This is a genomic window from Microvirga sp. jy35, assembly GCF_056148915.1.
Genome location: NZ_JBWBEW010000002.1, coordinates 92524 through 117544, shown reverse-complemented (window position 1 = coordinate 117544; position 25021 = coordinate 92524). Strand labels below are relative to the sequence as shown.

The window sequence follows — 25021 nt, the reverse complement described above, 5'->3', positions numbered from 1 at the left end:
GGATCCGGGTTATGCCGCCGACACCCTTCCCGAACTGGATATTAAGTGGCATTGTGCCGTCCAATTGCTCGCATCCTTGAGATTCATCCGCGCATGACCGATCTCCTGTTCCTTGGCATCGATGGCGGCGGCACCAAGTGCCGGGCGCGCCTGCGCAACGGGCAAGGGGATCTGCTGGGGGAAGGAACGGGCGGCCCATCCAACATCCGCCTTGATCCCGAACTGGTCTGGAACTCGATTCTCACGGCGTGCCGCGAAGCGCTGTCTCAGGCAGGGCTTCAGGAGAGCGATCTCGGCCGGGTTCATGCCGGCATGGGGGCTGCAGGCGCGGGCCAGACCAGCGCGGTCGAGCGCCTGCTGGCGCGCTCCCATCCCTTCGCATCCTTCGAGATCGAGACGGATGCCCACACGGCCTGGCTCGGCGCCTTCAAGGGAGGCGCCGGGGCGATTCTCATCGTCGGCACCGGCTCCTGCGGCTATGGAGGCGTGAGCGGCCAATGCCACTATGTCGGGGGCTGGGGCTATGAGGTTTCCGACGAGGGCAGCGGGGCTGCCATCGGGCGGGAACTCCTGCGCCGCTGCATCTGGGCTCATGACGGTCGCGCGGCTTCGACCTCTCTCTCCGATGCCGTGCTGGCCGAGTTCAAGAACGATCTCGAGATCTTGGTCGACTGGGTCGGCAAGGCCCGACCGAGCGATTACGGGCGCTATGCGCCGCTTGTGCTTGAATATGCCGGACGGCGGGACCCACTTGCAATCGACCTTGTTGCGCACGCCGCCGCTGGGTTGGGCCAGATCGCCACGCGCCTCCTCGACCTCGGCGCTCCAGCCATCTGCCTCTTCGGCGGCCTCGCCGAACCCATGCGCCCCTGGCTCCCGCCCCCCATACAGCGCACCATCACGGCTCCCATGGCAGACGCTGTCGACGGCGCCATCCTGCTCGCTCGCGTGGCCGTGACCGGGAGATCCTCATGAGCGAGCAATCGGGTGAAGCCCTGTCGCTTCTTCCCCTGAACGAGGCCAATCCCACCCCGCTGTATCTTCAGCTTCAGCAATCCATCGAGGAGGCGGTGCGCAAGGGTGCGCTCAAGGCGGACGCTGCCCTGCCCGGAGAGCGGGATCTCGCCAAGCAGCTCGGCATTTCGCGCGTCACCGTGCGCAAGGCCATCACGGGCCTCGTGCAGAAGGGCGTGCTCGTCCAGCGCTGGGGCTCGGGCACCTTCATCGCGCAGCAGATGCGGCTGGAGCAGCCCCTGTCCCGCCTGTCGAGCTTCACCGACGACATGTCGGCCCGCGGCCTGAAATCCTCGGCCGTGATGCTGAGCCAGTCGACCGGGCCAGCCTCTACGGACGAGCTGATGGCGCTCGGCCTCTCGCCCGGCGACCTGGTGAGCCGCGTCAATCGCCTGCGCCTGGCGAACGGCATTCCCATGGCGATCGAGAACGCCGTCATTCCATCGCGCGTTCTGCCGGATCCGTCCCTGGTGCAGCAATCCCTCTATGCCGTGCTGCACGAGAAGGGCTTCATGCCGACCCGCGCCCTGCAGCGGCTCCATGCGGTTCTTCTGAACGAGGAACAGGCCTCGCTCCTCGGCGTTCCGCCCCAGAGCCCGGCGCTCTACATCGAGCGTCGCTCCTTCACGGTCACCGGTGAAGTGGTCGAGTTCACCTCGTCCTACTACCGGGGCGATGCCTATGATTTCGTGGCCGAGCTGACCATCAGCCAGCCGGAACGGATGCACAATGATGACACTTGAAACGAACAGCGCTGTTTCCACCGTCACGGCCATGCTGCGCGAAGCGCAGCAGGCACCGCAGGTGGTAGCATCCCTGATCGAGAGCAATGCGCCTCTTTGCCGGGACCTGGGCGAGCGTCTGCGCGCCGCTCCGCCGCCCTTTGCCGTCACTTGCGCGCGGGGCAGCTCGGACAATGCCGCGACCTTCGTCAAGTACCTGCTCGAGATCCATTCAGGTCTGGTGACGGCCTCCGTCGGCCCCTCGGTGACGTCCGTCTACGAGGCGCGTCCCCGCATGCGCAATGCGCTGTTCCTCGCCGTATCGCAATCGGGCCGCAGCCCCGACATTCTCAATCTCGCCCAGGCCGGGCGGGATGACGGCGCGCTGACGGTCGCGCTGGTGAACGACACCTCGTCGCCGCTGGCGTCCACCTGCGAGGTGGTGCTGCCGCTCCACGCGGGACCTGAGAAGAGTGTCGCGGCAACCAAGTCCTTCATCGCGGCCCTGGCCGCAGGCCTGCAGCTCGCCGCCCACTGGTCGCAGGATCAGGACCTGCTGAACGCGCTCGACACGCTGCCGGACGTTCTCGCCAAAGCGTCCGCCGTCGACTGGTCGCCCGCGCTGCCGCTCCTGTCGGACGCCGACAACCTCTTCGTCGTCGGGCGCGGCGTCGGTTTCGCAGTCGCGCAGGAAGCGGCGCTCAAGCTCAAGGAAACATCGGGCGTTCATGCGGAAGCGATGAGCGCCGCCGAATTGATGCACGGTCCCTGGACATTGGCCGGCGACCACTTCCCGATCCTGGTCCTCAGCCAGCGGGACGAGACCCTCAGCGGCGTCAACGATCTCGTGACGAAGCTGAACGAACAGGGTGTTCCCGTCGTGGTGGCGGGCGCGGCGGAAGGCCCCGCCTCTGTCATGCTGCCGCCCGTGGAGGATGTGCATCCCTATCTCGCCCCGATCGCTCTCATTCAGAGCTTCTACCCTCTCGTGAACGCCGTTGCGCTGGCGCGCGGGCGCAATCCCGACAAACCGCCACGGCTGCGCAAGGTGACGGAGACCGTCTGATGGCCGTTGCTCTGACCGGCGCCCGCATTTTCGACGGGTCGCACATGCTCGATGGCCGCGCCGTCGTGATCGAGAACGGCCGCATAACCGGCGTGCCGCATGAGGGCGAACTCGGGACCGGGATCGAACGACACACGGTCAGCGGCCTGCTGGCTCCCGGCTTCATCGACGTTCAGGTCAATGGCGGCGGCGGCGTTCTCTACAACGACATGCGCAGCGTCGAGGGCATCAGGACCATCGCCCAGGCACACCGGGCCTATGGCACCACGGGCCTTCTGCCGACCTTCATCACCGACACGCGTGAGACAATGGCGCAAGCCGTCGAGGCTATGCGGGACGCTCTGGCGGCGCGCATTCCAGGCGTTCTCGGCATCCATGTCGAAGGTCCCTTCATCAGCCCCGAACGCAAGGGCGTGCACAATCCTGCCTTCATGCGCCCGATGGAGGAGGAGGATATCGCCATCCTGACCTCCCTGAAGGGGGGCCGCACCCTTGTGACGCTGGCGCCCGAGCGCAACAGCATGGAAGCCATCTCACGCCTTGCCTCGGCCGGCGTTCTGATCTGCGCCGGGCATACCGCGAGCGACTACGCCACCGTCATGGAGGCTGTGCGCCATGGTCTGCGCGGCTTCACTCATCTCTACAATGCAATGCCGCCTCTGACCGGTCGCGATTCGGGCCCGGTGGGCGCGGCACTCGACAGCAAGGATACGTGGTGCGGCCTCATCGTTGACGGGCACCACGTGAGCGATGCTGCCTTGCGCGTGGCGATTGCCGCCAAGGGCACGGAGCGCATGATGCTCGTGACCGATGCCATGTCGGTGACCGGCACGGACCTGACGAGCTTCGAGCTCCATGGCCGCACGATCTACCGCAAGGACGGCCGCCTCACCACGGAGGACGGAACCCTCGCAGGCTCCGACCTCGACATGGCGAGCGCCGTGCGCAACAGCGTCGAGCGCCTCGGCCTCTCCTTGCCGGACGTGCTGCGGATGGCGTCCCTCGTGCCGGCGAGCTTCCTGCGGCTGGATCATGAGTTCGGCCGCATCGCGCCGGGTTACCGCGCCAACCTTGTCCTTCTCGACGAGGGCCTGCAGGTGCGGCAGACTTGGATCGACGGTCAAAGCGAATAAAGGAAAAGCTTCGATGAGCGCGCAGCGGGTTCTGGTCGTCGGCCTCGGCAATATGGGTCTGTCCCATGCCCTCGCCTATACACGGATCGAAGGCTACGAAATTGCAGGGCTCTGCACGCGCAACATCGAGGTCATGACGCTTCCGGAGACCCTGCTGGGCGCGCCGCGCTTCACCGACTTCGAGGAGGCGCTTGCGGCAACGAAGCCAGACGTGGTGTCGATCAACACCTGGTCGGACACTCATGCGCCTTATGCGATCCGGGCCATGGAAGCGGGTGCTCACGTGTTCGTGGAAAAGCCTCTTGCCGATACAGTCGAGGATGCGCAGCGCGTCGTGGATACGGCGCAGCGCACCGGCCGCAAGCTCGTCATCGGCTACATCCTTCGCCACCACCCGTCCTGGATCAAGTTCATCGAGATCGCCAGGACGCTGGGCACCCCGCACGTTTTCCGCATGAACCTCAACCAGCAATCGAGCGGCGCAGCCTGGGAAGCGCATAAGCGGCTGCTGCAGTCCCTGTCGCCCATCGTCGATTGCGGCGTGCATTATGTGGACGTCATGTGCCAGATCACGAAGGCGAAGCCCGTGCAGGTTCACGGTGTCGGCACGCGCCTGACGGAGGACATGCCGGCCGGCATGTATAATTACGGTCATCTCTATGTGACCTTCGACGACGGCTCGGTCGGCTGGTACGAGGCCGGCTGGGGTCCGATGATGAGCGAAACCGCCTATTTCGTGAAGGACGTGATCGGCCCGAAAGGCAGCGTCAGCATCGTCATGGCCGAGACAGCCGGGGACATCCGCTCCGACGACATCAACGCGCATACGAAGACCAACCAGATCCTGCTCCATCATGCTGCTCTGAAGGATGATGGCACTTTCGCGAAGGCCGACGAGCGGATCAGTACCACTGACGAGCCGGATCACGATACCCTCTGCGAGCGGGAGCAGCGCTACCTCCTGCGCGCGATCCAAGAGAATCTCGACCTGACGGACCACATGAACGATGCCGTCCGCTCCCTGCGCATCGTGCTCGCCGCCGACGAGGCGGTGCGCACGGGTCGGGTGGTGACGCTCTGAGACGTCAGATTTTCACGTAAAAGACGAAGCTGCGGCTCCTGCCGGCGAACTCCCGGTCGTATTCCCGCTCTATCTGCCAGCCATGGCACTCATAGAAACGGCGGGCTGCATGGTTGTCTCGGAAGCACTCGAGGCTCTTCGCACCTCTCCGCTCGGCCTCCCTCAAAAGAAGTGCGCCGCCTCCCCTGCCGCTGGCCCTGGGATCCATGAACAGCATGTCGATATGGCCATCGCTCATGAGCAGAAAACCAATGGGCTCGTCGTCCAGGAAGGCGACCAGCATGTGCTCCCATGAGGACGCGAAACGCTCGGCAAAGAAAGCCTCATCGCGGCCCGCAAGCACATCCGCTTCCAGTATCCCGGCAAAGGCCATCTGATAGGACCGTTCAGCGATAGCCGCCAGAGCCGGAACGTCACCCGCTACGGCAGGCCGCACGATCACGGCTGTCCTCTCAGGCGCGGGTCGAGGGTATCGCGCAGGGCATCCCCTAACAGATTGAAGCCGAAGGACAGGAACAGGATGGCAAAGCCCGCGAAGATCGCGCTCCAGGGAGACAGCATGAGGAAGTTGCGCCCCTCCGACAGCATCAGGCCGAGCGACGGCGTCGGCGGCTGGGTGCCGAGTCCGAGGAACGAGAGCGAGGCTTCCACGAGGATCGCGGCGGAGAGCAGCAGGCTCGTCTGAACCAGGATGACGGACGCAAGGTTCGGCAGAATGTGCAGGAAGATGATGCGGGCATCCGACGCGCCGATGGCGCGGGCGCCGGCCACGTATTCGCTCTCGCATAAAACCAGAGCCGGGCCGCGCAGGAGCCGGGCGAAGATCGGCGTGTAGACCACCGCGATGGCGGCGGCTGCGCTGTAGGTATGCGGCCCCAGCACCGCGATGATGCCGATGGCGAGCAGCATCACCGGAAAGGCGAAGAGCACGTCCATGATGCGCATGATGACGCGGTCGAGCCAGCCGCGGTAGTAGGCGGCCACAAGTCCGAGGGCGCCTCCGGCGAAGAGCGCGAAACCGACCGCGAGCAGGCAGGCCATGAGCGAGGTGCGATAGCCGTAGAGAATGCGGGTGAGCACATCGCGGCCCAGCTGATCGGTGCCGAACCAGTTCAGCTCGGTTGGCGCCCGCAGGCGGCGCGCCACGCTCTGCGCCATAGGATCGTAAGGCGCGAACAAGGGGGCGCCGAGAGCAAGGATGATCTGGATCGCCACCAGGACGACCGCGAAGGCGAGAAGCTTGTTCTTGGCCAGACGCTGCACGGCTTCAGGCCCTCACGCGGGGATCGACGACGATGTAGAGAAGGTCGACGAGAAAGTTCACGAGGACGAAGCCGGCCGTGACTACCAGGATGGTGGCCTGGATCAGCGGGTAGTTGCGCTCGGCAATCGCCCCGAGGATGAGACGGCCGAGGCCCGGAATGGCGAAGACCTGCTCGACCACGATGGCGCCACCGAGCAAATAGCCCGTCATGATGCCGACGCTGGTGAGGAACGGAATCAGCGCGTTGCGCAGGGCATGCTTGTAGACGACCTTGCGCTCGGCCAAGCCCTTGGCCCGGGCGGTGCGGATATAGTCCTGACCCAGCGCATCGAGCATGGCCGAGCGCACGAGGCGCGAGAGGTTGGCGAGGATCGGCAGCGCCAGCGCGATGGCCGGCAGCGTCATCCTTTGAAGGTTTCCGGCGGGATCCTCGGAGAACGGCACATATCCGAGCGACGCGAAGCCCGGCGCCCAGCTGGCGAGAAGCAGGATCAGCACGATCCCGAGCCAGAAAGAGGGAATCGTCAGCCCGGCGATGGCCGTCACGCGCATCGCCACGTCGGCCGCGCCGCCGCGGGTCTGCGCCATCAGGCAGCCGACCGGCACCGCCAGCACGGCACCGACGAGAAGTGCCAGGAATGTGAGCTCCAGCGTCGGCCACAGGTGCAGGAGAATTTCGCCGGCCACGGGCCGTCCCGTCCAGAGAGAGGTGCCGAAATCACCGCGGAGCGCAGCGCCCGCCCAGAGCAGGTACTGCTCGACGATGGGTCGGTCGAGACCGACGCGGCGGTTGAGCTCCGCCATGCGCTCGGGGGTGATCTCGGTATTGGCTCCCAGCATGATCGCCACCGCATCGCCCGGAATCAGGCGGATCATCAGGAATACGATGATCGACACACCGAAGAGGACGATGAACAGATCGATGAGGCGGGCGAGCAGAACGCGATTCATGCGGGCAGGCTCTTCGATGAATGGATCCCTGCGCCGCGAATGCGGCGCAGGGCGAGAGAAACCGCTCAGTAGGATGCGTTGCGCAGCAGCATGAGCGAGCGGTTCGGCATCACGTCATAGCCCTGCAGCTTGCTGTTCATGGCCGAGAACAGGGTGCCGTAGGTCAGGTGCGCCACGGGGCCGGAGCAGGCGAGCTTCTGCTGCACCTTGTCATAGGCCGCCTTGCGCGCCGTCTGATCCTGCTGGCTGCGGGCCTGATCGAGCAGCCCGTCGATCTCCGCGTCCGAATACTTGAACACGTTGGTCGATCCGCCGGCGCGGAAGGTGCGGAAGAAATACTCGTCCGGATCCGGCTGGCCGGCATTGATCGAGGCGAACATGTCGAAGTTGCTGTTGCGCCAATCCTGGATGAACTGGCCCTGCTCCTGGTTGACCAGCTCGACCTTGAAGCCCGCCTTGTTCAGCTGCTCCTGCACCACCTGGGCGATGTCCTTCACGTCCTGGCGCGGCAGGACCTTCAGGGTGACGGCCACGGGTGTCGTGACGCCCGCCTCCTTCAGGAGCGCCTGGGCCTTGGCCGGATCGGGCTTGTAGCAGGCGAACTGGCTGACATTGAGCGCCCAGGATTTCAAGGCCGGCGAAAGCGGACCGCCCGGAACGCCGGCGCCGAAGAGGGCCGCATCCACGATCTCCTGGCGGTTGATGGCGTAGTTCACCGCCTCGCGCACCTTCGCGTTGTCAAAGGGCGGCTTCGACACGTTCATGCCGATGAGCGTATAGGCGAGATCCATGGTCTCGGCGAGCTTCACGTTGGGCTTGCCCTTGAGCTGCAGGGCCGTCGCCGCATCGATGTTGGGCAGGAGCGCATATTGACCGTTGCTCAGACCCACCTGACGGGTGGCCGATTCAGGCACGATGTTGAACTTGAGCCCGGTGAGCTTCGGCAGGCCCTTCTCCCAATAGGCATCGTTCTTGGTGAGCAGGATGAAGCCGTTGGGCTGCCATTCCTGGAACTTGAACGGACCCGTGCCGACCGGCGCCTTCTGCAGGGCGTCCTTGTTCGCCTCCATGGCGCTCGGCACGATGGCGATGGTCGCGAGCGAGCTGAGGAGAGCGGCGGACGGCTCCTTGAGCTTCAGCTCGACGGTCTGGGGATCGAGCGCATTGGCGCTTTCCACCGCGGCCAGGCGGCTCGCCAGGGGAGAGGCGATGTCCTTGCTCTGCACGCGCTTGATGGAGGCCACCACGTCCTCCGCGTTCATGTCGGAGCCATCGTGGAATTTCACGTTCGCGCGCAGCTTGAAGGTATAGCCCTTGCCGTCCGGCGCAGCGGTCCAGGATTCGGCGAGGCCCGGGACGGTCTTCAGATCCTTGTCGATGGCCGTGAGGCCTTCATAGATGTTGCCGTTCACCACCATGAAGCTCGGGAACGCGGTGATGAGATGCGGGTCGAGGCCCGTCGGGCCTGCATCCGCGCCGATTTCCAGAACCTGAGCCGAGGCGGAGGCCATTGCCGCCACCATGAAACCTGCGCCGATCGCGCCGCGCAGTGCTGACCTGACCATACGTCTATTCCTCCCTTGGAAGCCGCAAAGCATTTTATAGGACATCGCCGCGGACCTGTCATGGTCCAATATCATACCACTCTGGACCGGCTCCTGGTCTGTGCTATGGTCGCGACCAAACAGGCAGGGCCGGAGAAACAGATGTCGGAGCGTTCCATCGTCAAAGCCATCGGGGTGATCAGCGGCACATCGATGGACGGCATCGACGTCTCCATGGTCGAGACGGACGGCGACACGGTCGTGAAGCCAGGACCAGGCTGCACCTTCTCCTATCCGGACGATCTGAGACAAACCCTCCAGGCCTTGATCGCCGAGCCGGCGCGGGCGCAGACCGAGCCGCTGGAGGATCTCGAGCAGGCCGTGACGGACGCGCACATCGCAGCCATCAGGCGCTTCATGGAAGAGACCGGAATCACCGCCGCGGAGGTGAAGCTCATCGGCTTTCATGGCCAGACCGTCTACCACCGGCCGGAGATCCGCTTCACGCGCCAGCTCGGGCTGGGCCCGAGGGTCGCAGAGGCGCTCGGCATCGACACCGTCGACCGCTTCCGCCATGCGGATGTCGCCTCAGGGGGCGAAGGCGCTCCATTCGTTCCCCTCTATCATCGTGCCCTGGCCAGCAACCTTGCCCAGCCGATCATGATCCTCAATCTCGGCGGCGTCGGGAACGTCACTTATATCGACGGCGATGTGGTGATCGCCTTCGACACCGGCCCTGCGAGCGCGCTGCTTGATGATTTCGTGCTGCGCCGCCGCGGCCTGAGCTTCGACGAGAACGGACAGCTCGCAGCCTCCGGCAGGATCGACGAGACACTCGTCTCCGCGTTCATGCAGAACCCGTTCTTCGACCGGCCTGCGCCGAAGTCTCTCGACCGCCAGGATTTTCATGCCCGCGCCAGAGGCGTGGAAGCGCTCTCCGATGCGGATGGAGCCGCCACGCTGGCCGAGTTCACCGTCCAATCCGTCCTCGCTGCGCTGCGCCACGTTCCGCGTGCTCCGCAGCGATGGCTCGTCACGGGCGGCGGAAGGCGCAACGCCCATTTCATGAGGCGCCTGCACGCAGAATTGGGCGTTGCGGTTGATCTGGTTGAGACTGTCGGCTGGGACGGAGACTTCCTCGAGGCGCAGGCTTTCGGCTATCTCGCCGTGAGATCAACTCTCAATCTGCCCTTGAGCCTGCCGACCACGACCGGCGTGCCGCACCCCATGCCAGGCGGTGAACTGCACCGGGCAGCGTGAGACGGCAATGCCCCTCACCGATCTGATCGACGAAGCCTTCGCGCCTGCCGCCGCCTCGGTCCAGAACGGCAGCATTCCCGGCGCGGTTCTTGGGCTCGTTACCACCAATGGCGAACGCGCGGTGCAATGGGCCGGCGCGGCGCAGATCGAGCCGGAACATGAAATTGTTTCCCGTGAAACATGGTTCGACCTCGCCTCCCTCACCAAGGTGATCTTCACGACCACGCGCGTTCTGCAACTGGTCGAGCAGGGCCGGATCGCGCTCGACGATCCGTTGGTGAAGGTCATTCCGGACCTGCGCCAATACGACATGAACGCGGTGGAGCGGCGGCTCACCTTCCGCCAATGCCTCGCACATCAGACGCATCTGCCGGCCGTTGAACCGCTCTATACCTACGGGCAGGACCCGGACACGCTGCGCGCCTTCATCCTGCAGCGCGTCTGGCAGCCGGGGCCGCCTGTCTATTCCGACATCAATTACATGCTGCTCGGCATCGCCGTCGAGCGCATCACCGGGCAGTCGCTGATCGATCAGCCGCTTCCTGAACGCTTCTCGTTCAGGCCCGATCCCAAACTCTGCGCTGCAACCGAGAAGGACTCTTGGCGCGGGCGCGTGATCCGGGGCGAGGTGCATGACGAGAACGCCTTCGCGCTGGGCGGCGCCTCGGGCCATGCGGGACTGTTCGGCACCATCGACGGCGTGCTCGACTTCGCCCGTTCGCTCCTCGACGGCACAGGGCTGTCTCCCGAATCCATCAAGGCCATCCGCACACGGGAATCGGAGAAGCGGACGGTGGGGTGGGAGGGCTTCTATCCGGGCTGGCACGGCGGCGATGCCTGTTCTTTGGACACCATCGGCCATACGGGCTTCACCGGCACAGGGTTATGGATCGATTTCGAGCGCGGGCTCGCCTGGTCTCTCCTGACCAACCGGGTTCATCCGAGCCGGCACAAGGACAGCGGGATCCTTGCCTTACGCCGTGCAACAGGCGAGCAGGTGATCGCGTTGTTCGATCGGCTCGCGTGACTTAAAGGATGCCAACAGGAAAGTTGATGCCCGACCCCGCTCAGTCACCGGCGGGCGATTGTTGAGGCTCGCAACTGGTCCTATACTGGTCTGGAAGAAAGTTGGCATAATGGCGACAGAACATTTCAGTACCCGCTATCAGGACCTCGACACCTGGCCGAGCCTTGACGTCCTCTCCGCCTTCCTTGAGGGACAGCTCTCCGCCGTCGCAGCCGTGAGGCCTTCTCTCCCGGCTATCGCCACCGCAGCGGAAGAGGCGGTGCCGCGTCTGCGCCGCGGCGGACGGCTTGTCTATGCGGGGGCCGGAACATCGGGCCGCATCGGCGTTCAGGACGGAACCGAGCTGCCGCCGACATTCAACTGGCCCGACGATCGCATCGTCTACCTGATCGCCGGCGGTGAAGGCGCCATCATGCAGGCGGTCGAGAATGCCGAGGATTCGGTCGAGGACGGCATTGCAGGCATCCGCACCAACAACATCGGTCCGGACGATGTTGTGATCGGCGTGGCGGCCAGCGGCCGGACGCCGTTTACCATCGCGGCCCTCAAGGAGGCGGCCGCCAGGGGTGCCCAGACCATCGGCATCTCCAACAATCCCGACACGCCCCTGCTCGAGGTCTGCTCCCATCCGATCCTGGCCGATACGGGCGAGGAGGTGGTTGCCGGCTCGACGCGCATGAAGGCCGGCACGGCCCAGAAGGTGATCCTCAACCTGCTCTCGACCCTGATCATGGTGCGCATGGACCGGGTCTATCGCGGCCTCATGGTCAACATGCGCGCGACCAACGCCAAGCTGCGCCGCCGCAGCGAGATCATGGTCATGCAGATCACCGACTGCGACGAGGCCACCGCAACGGATGCCATCCTTGAAGCCGGCGGCGACCTGAAATCCGCCGTCCTCATCGCGATGGGTGCCAGTCCGGCGGAGGCGCAAGGCGCGCTCGAACGCCACGACGGCAATCTGCGCAAAGCTCTGGCGGATCTCTCCAGGACGTCCTAACAAAGTCGACTAGAAAGCTGGCACTGACAAGAAGGCTGCGGGCACATGGGGCTGGGGCTGGGCATCGATGCGGGCGGGACCGCCACGCGCTGGCGGCTGGCGGATGCCAAGGGCCCATGCGTGGCGCAAGGCTCCGTTGCTCCCCTGACCGGCCATCTCTTTTCTGCGGCTGCGGAAGAGCGCGCCCGGCAGATCGTCCTCGACATGGCCCAAGCCGTGCTGAGGACGGGAAAGCCTCTCGGCATCGTCGCGGGCATCACGGGGCTGACCCGCGAGACCCCGGCCGAGGCCACCATGCGGGCGATGTTTGCGGAAACCTTCGAACTGTCGCCTGACAAGGTCTTCGTCGCCGAGGACATGTGGATCGCCTACCTGGCCTATTTTGCGCTGGGCGAAGGCATCCTGGTCTACAGCGGCACCGGCTCCATCGGCTACTACCTGTCCGAGGACAAGCAGGTGATCCGGGTCGGCGGGCGCGGCAACCTCATCGATGACGGCGGCTCCGGCTTCTGGATCGCCCGCGAGGCACTCAAAGCCATCCTGCGGGTGGAGGAGGAAAGCCCCGGCGCAGGCTGGGCCTCGACGCTGGGCACCTGCCTGGCCCGAGCGCTCGGCGGCACCGACTGGAACGTCGTCCGCTCCTTCGTCTATGGCGGCGACCGGGGCAAGATCGGCTCGCTGGCCCGCGCCGTGGGCGAGGCGGCCTATGCCGATGACGCCACGGCCCTTCGCATCCTGAAGGAAGCCGGCGAGGAGCTGGCTCGCCTCGCCAATGCCCTCATCAAGCGCCTTGGCTCCCGGCCGGTGGCCCTGGTGGGCGGAAGCGCCCGGCTTCATCCGATCGTCTCCGGCGCCTTCCGCAAGGGTCTCGTCGCGCCCGTCGAGTTCATCGCGACCGATCTGGACGCGGCCCTGACGGCGGCTCGCCTGGCCGCGACGCTCAACAGGGCCTGACAACCGCCAAGCCCAAAGGCGAAGACCGCACGGCTTGCCTAATCATTCCCGCTCGTCCAAGACTTGGCGGAAAATCCAGTGAGACGATGTTTTAGCCATGCATGCTCTCTTTGTCGGTCAGACCTATATCGACGTGACCTTCCTGGCGGACGAGCTTCCGACCGGGGATGAGAAGACCGTAGCGCGGGATTATGCGATCTCGTTCGGCGGCAATGCGGTCACGGCGGCCTTCGCCTGCGCCAAGCTGGGGCTTCCGCCCGACCTGCTCACATCGATCGCCGACGACTGGCTCGGCCGCATGTTCATCGACATGGCGGCGAAATACGGCATCTCGGTCCACCACCGGAAGGTCCACGAATCCTCCCTGTCCTTCATCATGCCGCGAGGCGGCAAGCGCGCCATCGTGCGCTGCCGCGACGACCATTACCTGCACCCGGTCCCGCCGCTGAACCTGCAAGGCTGCAGGGCACTCCACCTCGACGGCCACCAGGCCGATGCCGCGATCCACTACGCCAAGGCCTGCCGCGAGGCGGGCATCCTCACCTCCCTCGATGGCGGCGGACTGCGCTCCAACACCCATGAACTCCTGGAATTCATCGATGTCGCCATCGTGGCCGAGCGCCTGTGCGAGCAGATGAATCTGACACCGGCCGGAATGCTGGGCTACCTGAAGAGCCGCGGCTGCAGGATCGGCGGCGTGACCTTGGGCGAGCGCGGCCTCGTCTGGTACGACGAGACCGGTCAGGAAGGCGTCCTGCCCGCCCTCGACGTTCCAGCCGGCAAGGTGGTGGACACGAATGGGGCCGGGGACATCTTCCACGGCGCCTATGTCTATTCCGCCATGGCCCGGCCCGAACTGCCCTGGCGCGAGCACTTCATCTTCGCCCGCGGGGCCTCGTCCCATGCCATCCAGCATCTCGGCAACGAGGCGAGCCTTCCGACGATCGCCGACATCGCGCAGGTGCAGGCGCAGTTTCCCGAGAAGGCTTCATCCAGAGCTCTGCTGGATGATTCTGCCACGGTTGGACAAAGCAAGTTGACGGCCTAGAATAATATTACGACGACAATGTCTTTACGGTGTTGGCGTCTCTCCTTCATGTGCTTTCGTATAGGATGTCAGCGTGAGTCCCTCTCAGCCCTGGGCCTATGGACTCGATGAGATCCGCCTCCCCGGAGGAGCGGAAGGTTTCAGCCGTGAGGCTCTGTCCGAGCTTCTGGAGAACGTGCCGCTGGCAATCGCCGTGACCCTTGGACAGAACCAGCAGTTCGCTTTCGCCAACCGCCTGTTCCGATCCGCTCTGTCCGCCTCCGAAGAGGATCTGACCGGGCAGACTGTGCAGGAGGTGATGGGCGAGAGGTACACCCCCGAGCTTCGCTCCCTGCGCGAGAAGGTGTTTCTGACCGGCGAGCCGCAGGAGCTGAAGGACCATGCTCTCGTCCTCACGCCCGGCACCACCACCTACTGGGACATCAAGTTTCTGCCCGTCCGCGATGGGGGCGATCAGATCAGCGGCATTCTGGCCCTGGCCGCCCATGTGACCGAGCGCGTCAAGGCGCGCGGCGAGGCCGAGATCAAGGCCCGCGAGGTCGCGCTCCACAATGAGCGCCTGGCGCTCGCCGTCGAGGCGACGGAGATGGGCTTGTGGGAGTGGAACGCCCAGACCGGCGAGACCTTCTGGTCTGATCGGCAGAAGGAGATCTTCGGCCTGCCGAAGAACGAGCCCGCAACCTATGAGTTCTGGTACTCGGCCATCCACCCGGAGGATCGCGAGCACGTGGTGAGCAGCGTCGGGGGCTTGAGCGATCCCCGGTCGGGAGGGCAGATCCAGGTCGAGCACCGGGTCGTCCGCCCTGACGGAGAAGTGCGCTGGATCCTCAGCCGCGGCCGCATGCTCTACGAGATCGTCAATGGCGAACTGAAACCCGCCCGCGTTCTCGGAACGATCATCGACATCACAGAGCGCCGCAGGAACGAAGAGGTCCGGCAGCTTCTGGTGCAGGAGCTCAACCACCGGGTCAAAAACCTCTTCGCCATGACGAGCGGCATGATTGCCCTCACGGCCAGGACGGCGGAGACGCCGAAGCAGATGGCAGCCGCCCTGCGCGGGCGCATCGAGGCCCTGGCCCGGGCCCATGAACTGATCCGCCCAGCCATCACCGGCAGCGAGCCGACAGACGGAGAAACCTCGGTCGAGAAGATCGCGCAGGCCATCCTGGCGCCGCACATCAACCAGGACGCGCCCTCGCCGATGACCCTGGAGGGGCCGCCGGTGCGGATCGGCCCGAAGGCCGCGACGATCCTGACGCTGGTGCTGCACGAGCTGGCCACCAACGCGTCGAAATATGGAGCCCTCTCGGTTCCCGAAGGCCGCCTGAGGATCACCTGGGTGCGGGGCGTGATGCTCACGCTCACATGGCAGGAGGAGAACGGGCCGACGATCCACGGCGTGCCGAGCACGGAAGGCTTCGGCTCGAAGCTCGCGCGCCGGAGCGTGAAGGACCAGCTCGGCGGCGCCATCGCCTATGACTGGCGCCCCGAGGGCCTGCAGGTGCGCATCGACCTGCCGCTGAACCAATTGGAAGCCTGATCCGGAGGTGTCATTCCCGGACGGATATGGCGCAGCCATCGCAGGGAAGAGAAATCCATAGCGTCACGCGCCTGAGTGGATCCCCTTCCCTCGCTGACGCTCGCCGGGGATGATACCCTCCACGTCATGGCCGGGCTTGTCCCGGCCATCTCGTTTCGAAGAGTGCCGCGCCTTTCCAATCGAGATCACCGGCACAAGGCCGGTGATGATAGGAGTTTCAATCGCGGAAGGATACTTGCGCTTTACGCCGCCTTCTTCTGGTAATCCTTCACGTCCGAGAACTGGATCGCCTTGTAGCGGTCCACCTCGTATTGAAGGTTGAACTGGTTAGCCGCCATGAACACGGGCGCATCGTCGAGATCGCGCGCCATGGACGACAGGTGGCTCTCGATGAACTTGTCGAGCTCCCGCGGATCGTCCGCCGTGATCCAGCGGCAGATGGAGAAGCGCGTCGGCTCGTAGTCGATCGGCAGGCCGTACTCGGCACTCAGTCGTTCTTTCAGAACGTCGAGCTGCAGCGCGCCGACGACGCCCACGATGGCGCCGGAGCCGTCCTGCGGCACGAAGAGCTGGACCACGCCCTCCTCGGCCATCTGCTGCAGCGCCTCGCGCAGCTTCTTGGCCTTCATGGCATCCTGCAGCTTGATGCGGCGCAGGATTTCCGGCGCGAAGCTCGGCACGCCGCGGAAGACGATGTCCTCGCCCTCAGTGAGCGTATCGCCGATGCGAAGCGTCCCGTGGTTGGGGATTCCCACCACGTCGCCGGCCCAGGCCTCGTCCGCGATCGCCCGATCCTGGGCGAAGAAGAACTGCGGCGAGTTCAGGCTCATGGGCTTGCCCGTGCGCACGAGCTTCGCCTTCATGCCGCGCTGGAGCTTGCCGGAGCAGATGCGCATGAAAGCGATGCGGTCGCGGTGGTTGGGATCCATGTTGGCCTGGATCTTGAACACGAAGCCGGTCATCCGGCCTTCGCCCGCTTCCACGAGGCGCTTGTCGGCCTCCTGGCCCCGCGGCGGCGGCGCGTAGGCAGCCAGCGCGTCGATGAGGTCGCGCACGCCGAAATTGCGCAGAGCCGAGCCGAAGAACACGGGCGTGAGATGCCCTTCGCGGAAAGCTTCCAGGTCGAACGGCTTGCAGGCTTCCTGCGCAAGCATCACCTCCTCCTGCCACGCGTCCGCCTCTTCCGGCGGCAGCAGGCTGATGAGGTTCGGATCGTCTGCCCCTGAGACCTCCGTCGGCTCCTCGTCCGTGTCGATGCGCCGGACCATGTTGCGGCGCAGGTCGAAGGTGCCGGCAAAGCTCCGGCCCTGGCTGATCGGCCACGTGACGGGAGCCGTATCGAGGGCGAGGGTCTTCTCGATCTCGTCGAGCAGGTCGAAGGGGCTGCGCGCCTCACGGTCCATCTTGTTGATGAAGGTCACGATCGGGATGTCGCGCATGCGGCACACCTCGAACAGCTTGCGGGTGCGCGCCTCGATGCCCTTGGCCGCGTCGATCACCATGATGGCGGAATCGACGGCGGTGAGCGTGCGGTAGGTGTCCTCCGAGAAGTCCTCGTGGCCCGGCGTGTCGAGCAGGTTGAAGACGCAGCCGCCATACTCGAAGGTCATGACCGAGGTCACCACCGAGATGCCGCGCTCCTTCTCGATGCCCATCCAGTCGGACCGGGTCGAGACGCGGTTCTTCTTGGCCTTCACCTCGCCGGCGAGCTGGATCGCGCCCCCGAACAGCAGCAGCTTCTCGGTGAGCGTGGTCTTGCCCGCGTCCGGGTGGGAGATGATGGCAAAGGTTCGGCGGCGGCCCACCGGGGCCGGAAGATCGGTCATGGTTCTCAAAAATTCTCTGGGATCGAGTTGGGAGACAGAACGCCGCAGCGCCCCGCCCTTTTGCTGGGCTCTTCTCACCCCATATGGGGGTTTCCCGTCAACAACGAAAGGAGGTGATCCAGTGTCTCATTGTCATACCCTACGTTCCCCGGTTGCCGCGACCTGGATCTTGGCCTCTGCCGAGATTTGTGCGTAACGCACCTTTAAGGGCGGCTCTTCGGGGCCGTGGAACCGACAATGGAAAGGCCGTCCCTCGGGACGGCCTTTCTTTTTGTTCTCATAGAAGGTGCTTCCCTCCCCCTTGCGGGGAGGGAACAGGCAGCGTTGCTCTTACACGCTGAGCAGCTTGCCGGTCCGCTTGGCCGTGGTGCCGGCGACCTTGGCCAGCCGCATGCCCTTGGTGGCGAAGCGCTGGGCGATCCGGGCGAACATCACGCCGTCGCAGGGCGCCTTGGCCTGAACCAGAGCGCCGGTGAGCGGATCGACAACGTCGGCAATCACGTCCCCAGCCTTCACCTGCGCTCCCACATCGGCCCTGAAGACCAGAATGCCGGAGACAGGGGCCTGAACCGGCTCGGAGGCCGCGAGCGGCGTGGGCTGGCACAGGGGCTGCGGCACCGACGGCGCTTCCCCCGCGATCGCACCGCGCAGAATGAGGAAGCTGACGAGCGCGGCCGCATCGGCCTGGCCGGTCTCGTGGCTCACGTCCCGCTCGCCCCGGAATTCCAGGGTGGTCGCGTGGCAGCTGAACGGGATCGGGCGATCCGGGAAGCGATCGGCCAGTTCCGCCCAGGGGCGGCTGCACGCCTCGTCGAAGGGTTCGTCGCCGGACACGTCGGCCAGGAGATAGGCATGGGCCCCGATGAGCGCGGAAAGCGGCGCGAACGCCTCAGCCGAGCGGGTATGGGCGTAGAGGTGCACCACGGCCTCGGCATCGCAGTGCATGTCGAGCACGATGTCTGCATCTTGAGCGAGGCCCAGCAGGGCTTTTTTCATGACCTCGGTCGCGTTGGACGGCTCCCAGGCCTCAAGCTCGGCCCGCAGAGCTTCGCGGATGAGCCCCACATTCGCCTCCCCGTCGCCGGTCAACTTGCTGTCGATGCGCTCGGTCACCTTCGGCACGAGGTCGGGATAGCCCCGGTTGAAGTTGATGCCATCGGAAAGATTGAAGCGGCCGATATGGCTGCCCAGCACCCTTTGCCCCAGGCCGATCGGATTGGCCGAGGGCACGAGCACGATCTCGCCCTGGATCCGGCCTTCGTTCTCAAGGGCGACGAGGCGCTCGCGCAGGTGGTGGGCTGCGATCATGCCGGGGATCTCGTCCGCATGGAGCGAGGCCTGGACATAGATGCGCGGACGGGCGCCTTCCAGCCCGAAGCGCTGGACCGTCAGGGAGAGGTCGGCTCCGGGAGCGAGCGGAGCAAGGGCGATCTGTTCTGTTCTCATCACCAATCAGCAGGTTGAAGCGCCGTCGGCCTAGCGCATCGTGCGGAAAAGGGGATCCGGTTTTCCGGTCCACACGATGCGCTCTTCAAAGAAGGAGCCTCGGTCCCGAAGTGCAAATCCACTTTCGGTCCGATGCTCTAGGCCGCTCGGCGCGTTTGCGGCAGCCCCTCAGGTAGCCTGCCACCCCTGCGATGGGAAGACGAAGCGCTCGGGATTCGTCACGATGGCGGCCAATCCCTGCAAGGCCGGCTCCGGGTTGACGATGGCGTAGACCGGCACCTTCCTGGCCCACGCGTCATGGGGCGCCTTGCGGTCGAAGGCCTCGCGGAAGGCGCCGGCCTGGAGGATGTCGATCATCCGGGGCGCGATGCCGCCCGCGATGAAGACGCCGCCGGAGGACTCGAAGGTGAGCGCCAGATCGCCTGCGAAGCGGCCGAGGAAGCGCGCGAAGAGATCAAGCGCATCCTTGGCCAGGCTGTCGCCCTCGCGGGCTGCAGCCAGAACGTCGTTGGGCATCGCGAAAGGACAGTCCACGCAGCGATGGGCGGCCAGCGCCTTGGCGATGCGGAAGAGGCCGGGACCGGACAGGACGACCTCTCCGGAGACACGGCCGCCGACCCGTTCCAGATGGGGCCAAAGGGCAGTTTCCTCGTCATCCGTCGGGCCGAACTCCATGTGGCCCGCCTCGGTCGCCAGGATCGCGAAGCGGTCCTCCACCGGTACCAGGGCGCCGGCCCCGAGGCCGGTGCCAGGCCCCAGGACCACGCGCGCTCCGGATCCGGGCGGAGCGAAGCTGCCGAGAGCCGCAAGATCACCCCTTGCCTCGTCGAGCACGGTCACCGAGGCGGCTACCGGCGTGTAGTCGTTGACGAGAGTCACGCGCTCCAGGTCGAGGGCCCGGCCGATGGCCTCGGCATCGATGAGCCAATGGGCATTGGTCAGGCGGATGGCCGGCGCATCCACGCGGGTGGCCACCGCGATGATGGCCGAGCGGGGTGCGGCTCCTGCATAGCCTTGAAGCGCGATCCTGACGGCTCCGACCGGATCCGGCGTCTGCGCCGTCAGAGCGCGGGGCAGGAGCTGAACAGGCTCTCCAGGCGCGGGCAGAACGGCGAAGCGGGCATTGGTGCCGCCGATATCGCCGAGCAGAACGGGAAATGCGAACATCGAAGCCTATCGTCCTTTCCGCCTATGGTGTCCGGAGCATCGAACCCAAAAGTGGAAGGCACTTTTTAGGATCCATCCGATGCTCATCTTTCAGGTAAGCGCATCAATCAGAACGCCTCCTCCCAGCTCCGGCTCAAGCGCACGGCCGAGTTGATGAGGCCCACCATGGAGTAGGTCTGAGGGAAATTGCCCCACAGCTCCCCGGTGGTGAAATCCGCATCCTCGGAGAAGAGGCCGAAGGAATTGCGCAGGCTCAGGATATGCTCGAACAATTCCTTCGCCTCCTCCTTGCGCCCGATGGCGTTCAGAGCATCCACGTACCAGAAGCCGCAGATCATGAAAGCCGTGTGCATGAGCCCGAAATCGTCTTCCACATCATAACGCAGAAGCAGGTCACCCCGTCGCAGCTTGGTCCCGACCGCCTCCACGGTGGCGATGAAGCGCGGATCGTCAGCCTTCACGAAATCGAGCTCCGCCAGGAGCAGGAGCGTGGCGTCGAGGTCCTCGCCGTCGAAGGAGGACACGAAAGTGCCCTTGTCGGCGTTGTAGGCACGCTCATCGATGACCCGGTGCATGTGCTCGGCGTTCTCGCGCCAGAAGGCGGCCCGGTCCTCGCGCCCCATGGCCTCGGCGATCTTGATGAGCCGGTCGCAGGCCGCCCAGCACATCACGCTCGGAAAGGTATGCACGGCCGCCTTGGTGCGCAGCTCCCAGGGCCCGGCGTCGGGCTGGTCGAACACCTCGATGGCTCTGTGACCCAATTTCTCCAGATGCTCGAAGAGCGCCCGGTTGCCGGTGCGGATCAGGCGCTTGTCGAGGAAGGCGTGAACGGAGGCGAGCACGACGCTGCCATAGGCGTCGTTCTGGATCTGCGTATAGGCCGCGTTGCCGACGCGCACCGGGCCCATGCCGCGATAGCCTGCGAGCGCCGTGGCTTCCCGCTCCTCGAGATCGGGCGAGCGGGTGATGCTGAAGAGCGGCGGCATGTCCTTCTGATTGGGATCGGCGTCCATGTCGTCGACGATGTTGGTGATGTAGGTGAGGTATTCCTCCATCGTTTTCGTGGTGCCGAGCCGGTTGAGGGCCTGGATGACGAAATAGGCGTCGCGCAGCCAGCAATAGCGATAATCCCAGTTGCGCTGCGTGTGGGGCGCCTCCGGCACCGAGGTGGTGAGCGCCGCCACGATGGCACCCGTCTCCTCGAAGTTGCACAGCTTGAGCGTGATGGCGGCGCGGATCACCGCCTCCTGCCAGTCGAACGGAATGGAGAGCGAGCGAACCCAGTCGCGCCAGAAATCGACCGTGCTGTCGAGAAAGGCGCGGGCCGTAGTGTCGGCCTCCGAGCGCAGCGGCTCGTCCTCGCCGAAGAAGAACGACATAGGCCGGTCCACCACGAGGAACCGCTCGTCCTGGATGTATGAGATCGGCGCGTCTGTGGTCAGGCGAAGGGAGGAGTCAGGGCCGACGAAGCGCAGGTGATTGCTGCCGCGTGTCAGGCCGGGCTGATGCTCGCCCCATTCGAAATGCGGCCGCAGCCGGACGCGGATGCGCGGACGCCCTTTCACGGGGGTTACCCGGCGGATCAGCATGGGCGGACGGAAGGTGCGGTCGAAATGCTTGAAGCGCGGCGCAAAATCCGTGACCTCGACGACATTGCCGTAGGAATCCGTCATGCGGGACACGAGAACCGCGGTGTTCTGGAGATAGCTCTGCTCGCAGCTCACCATGCCGGCCATGTCGATGGCGAAGACGCCCTTCTGGTCCGCATCGCTCCGCCCTTCGGGGCAATCGAGCAGAGCCGAAAAGACCGGGTCGGCATCGAACCGCGGAAAGCAGCTCCAGACGATCTGCGCACGGCGATCGACCAGGGCCGAAATCATGCAATTGCCGATGACGGCAAGATCCAGCGAACTCATATCAACAATCATCCTCATTGAAAGGAAGAGAACCGTCCGACGCCCATGCGGCCAGGCACTGGCGCAGGTCCGCGGGCGTTTCGAGCCGGACCCTGGCGATGGTCTCGCCAGCGCCGATGCGCACGGACAGGCCACCATGGGCATTCACGGTCTTGAAGCCGTTCTCGTCCGTCAGGTCATCGCCGATGAAGATCGGGCGTCGTCCCCTATAGGGGGATTCGTGCAGAAACCGCTCGATCACCTTGCCCTTCCCTGCCGCCGAGGGAAGGATTTCTGCCACAGCTTTACCGTGCTGAACACGGTAATCATTGCCAAGAGCCTCAATGGCCGCGTGCGCGGTGGCCAGGGCAAAGTCCTTCTCGTGCGGGGCCAGCCGCCAATGGATCGCCACCGAGCAGCCCTTGTCCTCGATCAGGAGGCCTTCCTTGTCGGCCACGATGGTATTCAGGCGCGCCACCATGTCCCGCAGGGCGGGATGCTCGTCCGGCTCGCACATGGAGAGTCGCCCGGCGATGCGCTGCTCGAGCCCGTGAAGCCCGGCGGTGTCGAACACGCGCGGCGCGAAGTGCCCGTCCAGAAAGGCGATGGGACGCCCGCTGATGATGGCGAGCGCACCGCCGAGCCGGTCCTGCAGATTCGTGAGCACCTCTGGCAAGGCCGGATCCACAACGACCGCTTCAGGACGCTCTGCGATATCGACGAGCGTTCCGTCGAAATCGAGAAAGAGGGCATAGTTCCCGTTCGTCTTGACCATTGCCTTATGTCCTGCAGAAACGTCACGCATTGGCGGCCGCCCGCCTGCGGCCCCGGGCGATCAGCTGTCTGATCCGCTGCTGTTTGCGCAGACGGGAGGCGGCGAGCAGCATCTGCCCGGCCCAGCGATAGACGTTGCGCTCCTTGACCTGATCGCGCATCAGCCGCATGCGCTCCCGTTGCTCGGGCTGGGGCATGGTCAGAGCGCGGTTGATGGCCTGGCCCATGGCATAGGCGTTGTAGGGATTGACGATCAGAGCCTCGGACAATTCGCGCGACGCTCCGGCGAAGGCCGAAAGAATGAGCACGCCCTGCTCGTCGTCGCGGGCGGCCACGAACTCCTTGGCCACGAGATTCATGCCGTCGTGCAGGCTCGACACGATGCAGAGATCCGCAGCGCGGAAGAGCTCGAACACCTCGTCCGGCTCGTGGTGTCGGATGAGGAGCCTGATGGGCTGGTATCCGTCCCCGCCATGGCGCTCGTTGATGTCGCGGGCAAGAGTCTCAGCCTCCTCCTGCAGCAGTCGGTAATTGGCAAGCTTGCTCCGCGTCGGGGCTGCAACCTGCACGAAGGTGAAGTTGCCCCTCCATTCCGGATTCTCTCCGATGAGCGCATCGATGGCCTGCATGCGGTCGAGGATGCCTTTGGTGTAGTCGAACCGCTCGATGCCGACGCCGATGCGCATGTCCGGCGACAACCCTAAGCGCTCGCGCACGACGCGGCGGCATTCCTCCACCGGCTTCTGGCCTTCCATGGCCGTCGGGGGCCATTCGATGGAAATCGGATAGGGACGGATCAGGGTCTCCTCGCCGCCGAAGAACACCGAGTCCTTCTCCCGGTCGATGCGGCTCTCCACGTAGGAATCGACGGAGTCCAGGAAGTTGTTGCAATGCGCCTGGGTGTGGAAGCCGAGGATGGAGGATCCGAGCAGTCCGTCGATGATCTCCTCGCGCCACGGGCAGATGCCGAAGGTCTCGGCATTGGGCCAGGGAATATGCCAGAAGGTCACGATGGTGGCATTGGGCAGCCGGTCCCGGATCATGCGCGGCAGCAGGGCGAAATGGTAGTCCTGCACCAGGATGACCGGGTCCTCGCGCTTGGCTTCGGCCACGATGGCGTCGGCGAACCTCTCGTTGACCGACCGGTAAAGCTGCCAGTCCGCTTCGCGGAAGATCGGCCGCACGAAGGCGATGTGGCAGAGCGGCCAGAGGCCCTCATTGGCGGCCCCGTAGTAATAGCCATCCTGCTCCTCCTCCGACAGCCAGACCCGGCGCAGGGTATAGGACGGGTGATTCGGCGGGACGGGCACCCGGTCGTTGGCGTCGACCGTATCCCGGTCAGCCGTGCCGCTGCCATGGGCGACCCAGGTGCCTCCGCAGGCGCGCACCACCGGCTCCAGGGCCGATACGAGGCCGCTGGCGGGTATCTGGAGAGAGACCTCGCCCGCATCCGTGCGGTTGTGAATGTAGGGCTCGCGGTTCGACACCACGATGACCTCGGAGCCGGATAATTCGTTGGCGAGCGCCGCCCGTAAGGTATCCGGGCTCCAGTCCGTGTGCGCGGCATCGATGGTCCGCCGGGAGGATTCCAGCTCCTGGAGCACGTCGCGGATTTCCCTGCCAAGGGGAATGATGTTTTCCTCCGTGGACGGCTGAGCATTGCCCGCGCGGGCGCTCTCCAGCGCCTGCCGGATCGATGCAAGCCATCGCCGCATGATCAGGGCGGCGATCATGGCGGCCAGCGCCGCCGCCCCGAAGGCGACCCCGGCAAGGGCCAGGAAGAGATAGTTTCTCGCCTCCCCGCCCCGCTCGTCGGCATAGCTCAGATCGTGCAGGACGACGAGGTGGCCCGAGCGTCCACCGGCGCTCAGGGGAAAGGAGCTGACCAGGACGTTGTGATCTTGGTTCCTGACGGTGGAGAAGCTTTCCGCATCGGAGCGGGCCGCCTCCGCGCAGGAGAAGGACTTGGGCATGTTGGCTGTGGGGAAGCGCAGCTCCTGTCCGTCGCAATATCCGATGGCGAGCATGCGCTCGTCAGAGGCGATTCGCTCGAACAGGCCCCCCACCTGCTGAGCATCGTTGCGGGCGAGAAGGCCCGTGACCTGATCGCGGACGGAGTTGAACACCAAACGGGACCGCAGCTCGACGTCGCGGCGCGACCATTGCTCCACGAAGGATGTCGCAAAGGGCAGCACCGCCAGGATGACGATGGCCGCCACGAGCAATGCGATACCGCCGAAGCGGAAGATGATCCTCAAAACACTCAGTTCCTCAAGAAAACCAGCACCATCGGCGAAGGGGCGGACCCG

Annotated in this window: 21 protein-coding genes; 11 read left to right on the top strand and 10 right to left on the bottom strand. The window is 65.2% G+C overall.

Features of this window, described 5'->3' with window-relative positions:
* The first annotated feature begins 93 nt into the window (after positions 1–93).
* The 5 genes from AC0QTX_RS02290 to AC0QTX_RS02270 are packed head-to-tail and all read left to right on the top strand — an operon-like array spanning position 94 to position 5016.
* A complete protein-coding gene (locus AC0QTX_RS02290; RefSeq protein WP_474602201.1) occupies positions 94–975 on the top strand; it encodes a glucosamine kinase nucleotide-binding domain-containing protein in 882 nt (293 codons plus the stop codon).
* Positions 972–1757 carry a GntR family transcriptional regulator gene (locus AC0QTX_RS02285; RefSeq protein WP_474602200.1) on the top strand — a complete coding sequence of 262 codons (786 nt, stop codon included), beginning with the start codon at positions 972–974 and terminating at the stop codon, positions 1755–1757. The genes AC0QTX_RS02290 and AC0QTX_RS02285 overlap by 4 nt, the downstream gene beginning before the upstream one ends.
* Positions 1744–2802, top strand: coding sequence for an SIS domain-containing protein (locus AC0QTX_RS02280; protein WP_474602199.1), 1059 nt, complete (start codon positions 1744–1746; stop codon positions 2800–2802). The genes AC0QTX_RS02285 and AC0QTX_RS02280 overlap by 14 nt, the downstream gene beginning before the upstream one ends.
* Complete coding sequence (gene nagA, locus AC0QTX_RS02275; protein WP_474602198.1) at positions 2802–3935, top strand: N-acetylglucosamine-6-phosphate deacetylase; 1134 nt, start codon at positions 2802–2804, stop codon at positions 3933–3935. The genes AC0QTX_RS02280 and nagA overlap by 1 nt, the downstream gene beginning before the upstream one ends.
* Before the next feature lie 13 nt (positions 3936–3948).
* Positions 3949–5016, top strand: coding sequence for a Gfo/Idh/MocA family oxidoreductase (locus AC0QTX_RS02270; RefSeq protein ID WP_474602197.1), 1068 nt, complete (start codon positions 3949–3951; stop codon positions 5014–5016).
* A 4-nt stretch (positions 5017–5020) separates the two neighbouring features.
* Here the strand turns inward: AC0QTX_RS02270 and AC0QTX_RS02265 are convergent, their stop codons facing one another.
* The 4 genes from AC0QTX_RS02265 to AC0QTX_RS02250 form a co-directional block, all read right to left on the bottom strand.
* Positions 5021–5458 carry an N-acetyltransferase family protein gene (locus tag AC0QTX_RS02265; RefSeq protein ID WP_474602196.1) on the bottom strand — a complete coding sequence of 146 codons (438 nt, stop codon included), beginning with the start codon at positions 5456–5458 and terminating at the stop codon, positions 5021–5023.
* Complete coding sequence (locus tag AC0QTX_RS02260; RefSeq protein ID WP_474602195.1) at positions 5455–6279, bottom strand: ABC transporter permease; 825 nt, start codon at positions 6277–6279, stop codon at positions 5455–5457. The genes AC0QTX_RS02265 and AC0QTX_RS02260 overlap by 4 nt, the downstream gene beginning before the upstream one ends.
* Positions 6280–6283: 4 nt before the next feature.
* Entirely contained in the window at positions 6284–7231 is a 948-nt protein-coding gene (locus AC0QTX_RS02255; protein WP_474602194.1) for an ABC transporter permease, read from the bottom strand.
* Positions 7232–7296: 65 nt separating this feature from the next.
* A complete protein-coding gene (locus AC0QTX_RS02250; protein WP_474602193.1) occupies positions 7297–8796 on the bottom strand; it encodes an ABC transporter substrate-binding protein in 1500 nt (499 codons plus the stop codon).
* A gap of 141 nt (positions 8797–8937) precedes the next feature.
* On the opposite strand from AC0QTX_RS02250, the gene AC0QTX_RS02245 reads away from it, so the two are divergent.
* From AC0QTX_RS02245 to AC0QTX_RS02220, 6 genes are all read left to right on the top strand, one after another.
* Positions 8938–10035, top strand: a complete 1098-nt coding sequence (locus AC0QTX_RS02245) for an anhydro-N-acetylmuramic acid kinase (RefSeq protein WP_474602192.1) — start codon at positions 8938–8940, stop codon at positions 10033–10035.
* A 7-nt stretch (positions 10036–10042) separates the two neighbouring features.
* A complete protein-coding gene (locus AC0QTX_RS02240; protein WP_474602191.1) occupies positions 10043–11062 on the top strand; it encodes a serine hydrolase domain-containing protein in 1020 nt (339 codons plus the stop codon).
* Between the two features lie 109 nt (positions 11063–11171).
* The gene (locus AC0QTX_RS02235) at positions 11172–12062 is read left to right on the top strand and encodes an N-acetylmuramic acid 6-phosphate etherase (protein WP_474602190.1); all 891 of its coding nucleotides are present in this window, start codon (positions 11172–11174) and stop codon (positions 12060–12062) included.
* A 45-nt stretch (positions 12063–12107) separates the two neighbouring features.
* A complete protein-coding gene (locus tag AC0QTX_RS02230) occupies positions 12108–13016 on the top strand; it encodes an N-acetylglucosamine kinase (RefSeq protein WP_474602189.1) in 909 nt (302 codons plus the stop codon).
* 97 nt (positions 13017–13113) lie between these two features.
* Positions 13114–14064 (top strand): sugar kinase, encoded by a 951-nt coding sequence (locus tag AC0QTX_RS02225; protein ID WP_474602188.1) that lies wholly within the window; start codon positions 13114–13116, stop codon positions 14062–14064.
* A gap of 73 nt (positions 14065–14137) precedes the next feature.
* Positions 14138–15604, top strand: coding sequence for a PAS domain S-box protein (locus tag AC0QTX_RS02220; RefSeq protein ID WP_474602187.1), 1467 nt, complete (start codon positions 14138–14140; stop codon positions 15602–15604).
* A gap of 242 nt (positions 15605–15846) precedes the next feature.
* Here AC0QTX_RS02220 and AC0QTX_RS02215 read toward each other — a convergent pair whose 3' ends face one another.
* The 6 genes from AC0QTX_RS02215 to AC0QTX_RS02190 all read right to left on the bottom strand — a co-directional run bounded on the left by AC0QTX_RS02215 (position 15847) and on the right by AC0QTX_RS02190 (position 24970).
* Entirely contained in the window at positions 15847–17430 is a 1584-nt protein-coding gene (locus tag AC0QTX_RS02215) for a peptide chain release factor 3 (protein ID WP_474602186.1), read from the bottom strand.
* A gap of 330 nt (positions 17431–17760) precedes the next feature.
* Entirely contained in the window at positions 17761–18876 is a 1116-nt protein-coding gene (locus AC0QTX_RS02210; RefSeq protein WP_474602185.1) for a succinylglutamate desuccinylase/aspartoacylase family protein, read from the bottom strand.
* A gap of 168 nt (positions 18877–19044) precedes the next feature.
* Entirely contained in the window at positions 19045–19983 is a 939-nt protein-coding gene (locus tag AC0QTX_RS02205; RefSeq protein ID WP_474602398.1) for a glucokinase, read from the bottom strand.
* 167 nt (positions 19984–20150) lie between these two features.
* Positions 20151–21959: a glycoside hydrolase family 15 protein gene (locus tag AC0QTX_RS02200; RefSeq protein WP_474602184.1), complete on the bottom strand. Its 1809-nt coding sequence runs from the start codon at positions 21957–21959 to the stop codon at positions 20151–20153.
* A gap of 1 nt (position 21960) precedes the next feature.
* Positions 21961–22713 carry a trehalose-phosphatase gene (otsB, locus tag AC0QTX_RS02195; protein ID WP_474602183.1) on the bottom strand — a complete coding sequence of 251 codons (753 nt, stop codon included), beginning with the start codon at positions 22711–22713 and terminating at the stop codon, positions 21961–21963.
* A gap of 22 nt (positions 22714–22735) precedes the next feature.
* Positions 22736–24970: an alpha,alpha-trehalose-phosphate synthase (UDP-forming) gene (locus AC0QTX_RS02190; RefSeq protein ID WP_474602182.1), complete on the bottom strand. Its 2235-nt coding sequence runs from the start codon at positions 24968–24970 to the stop codon at positions 22736–22738.
* Between the last annotated feature and the right edge of the window lie 51 nt (positions 24971–25021).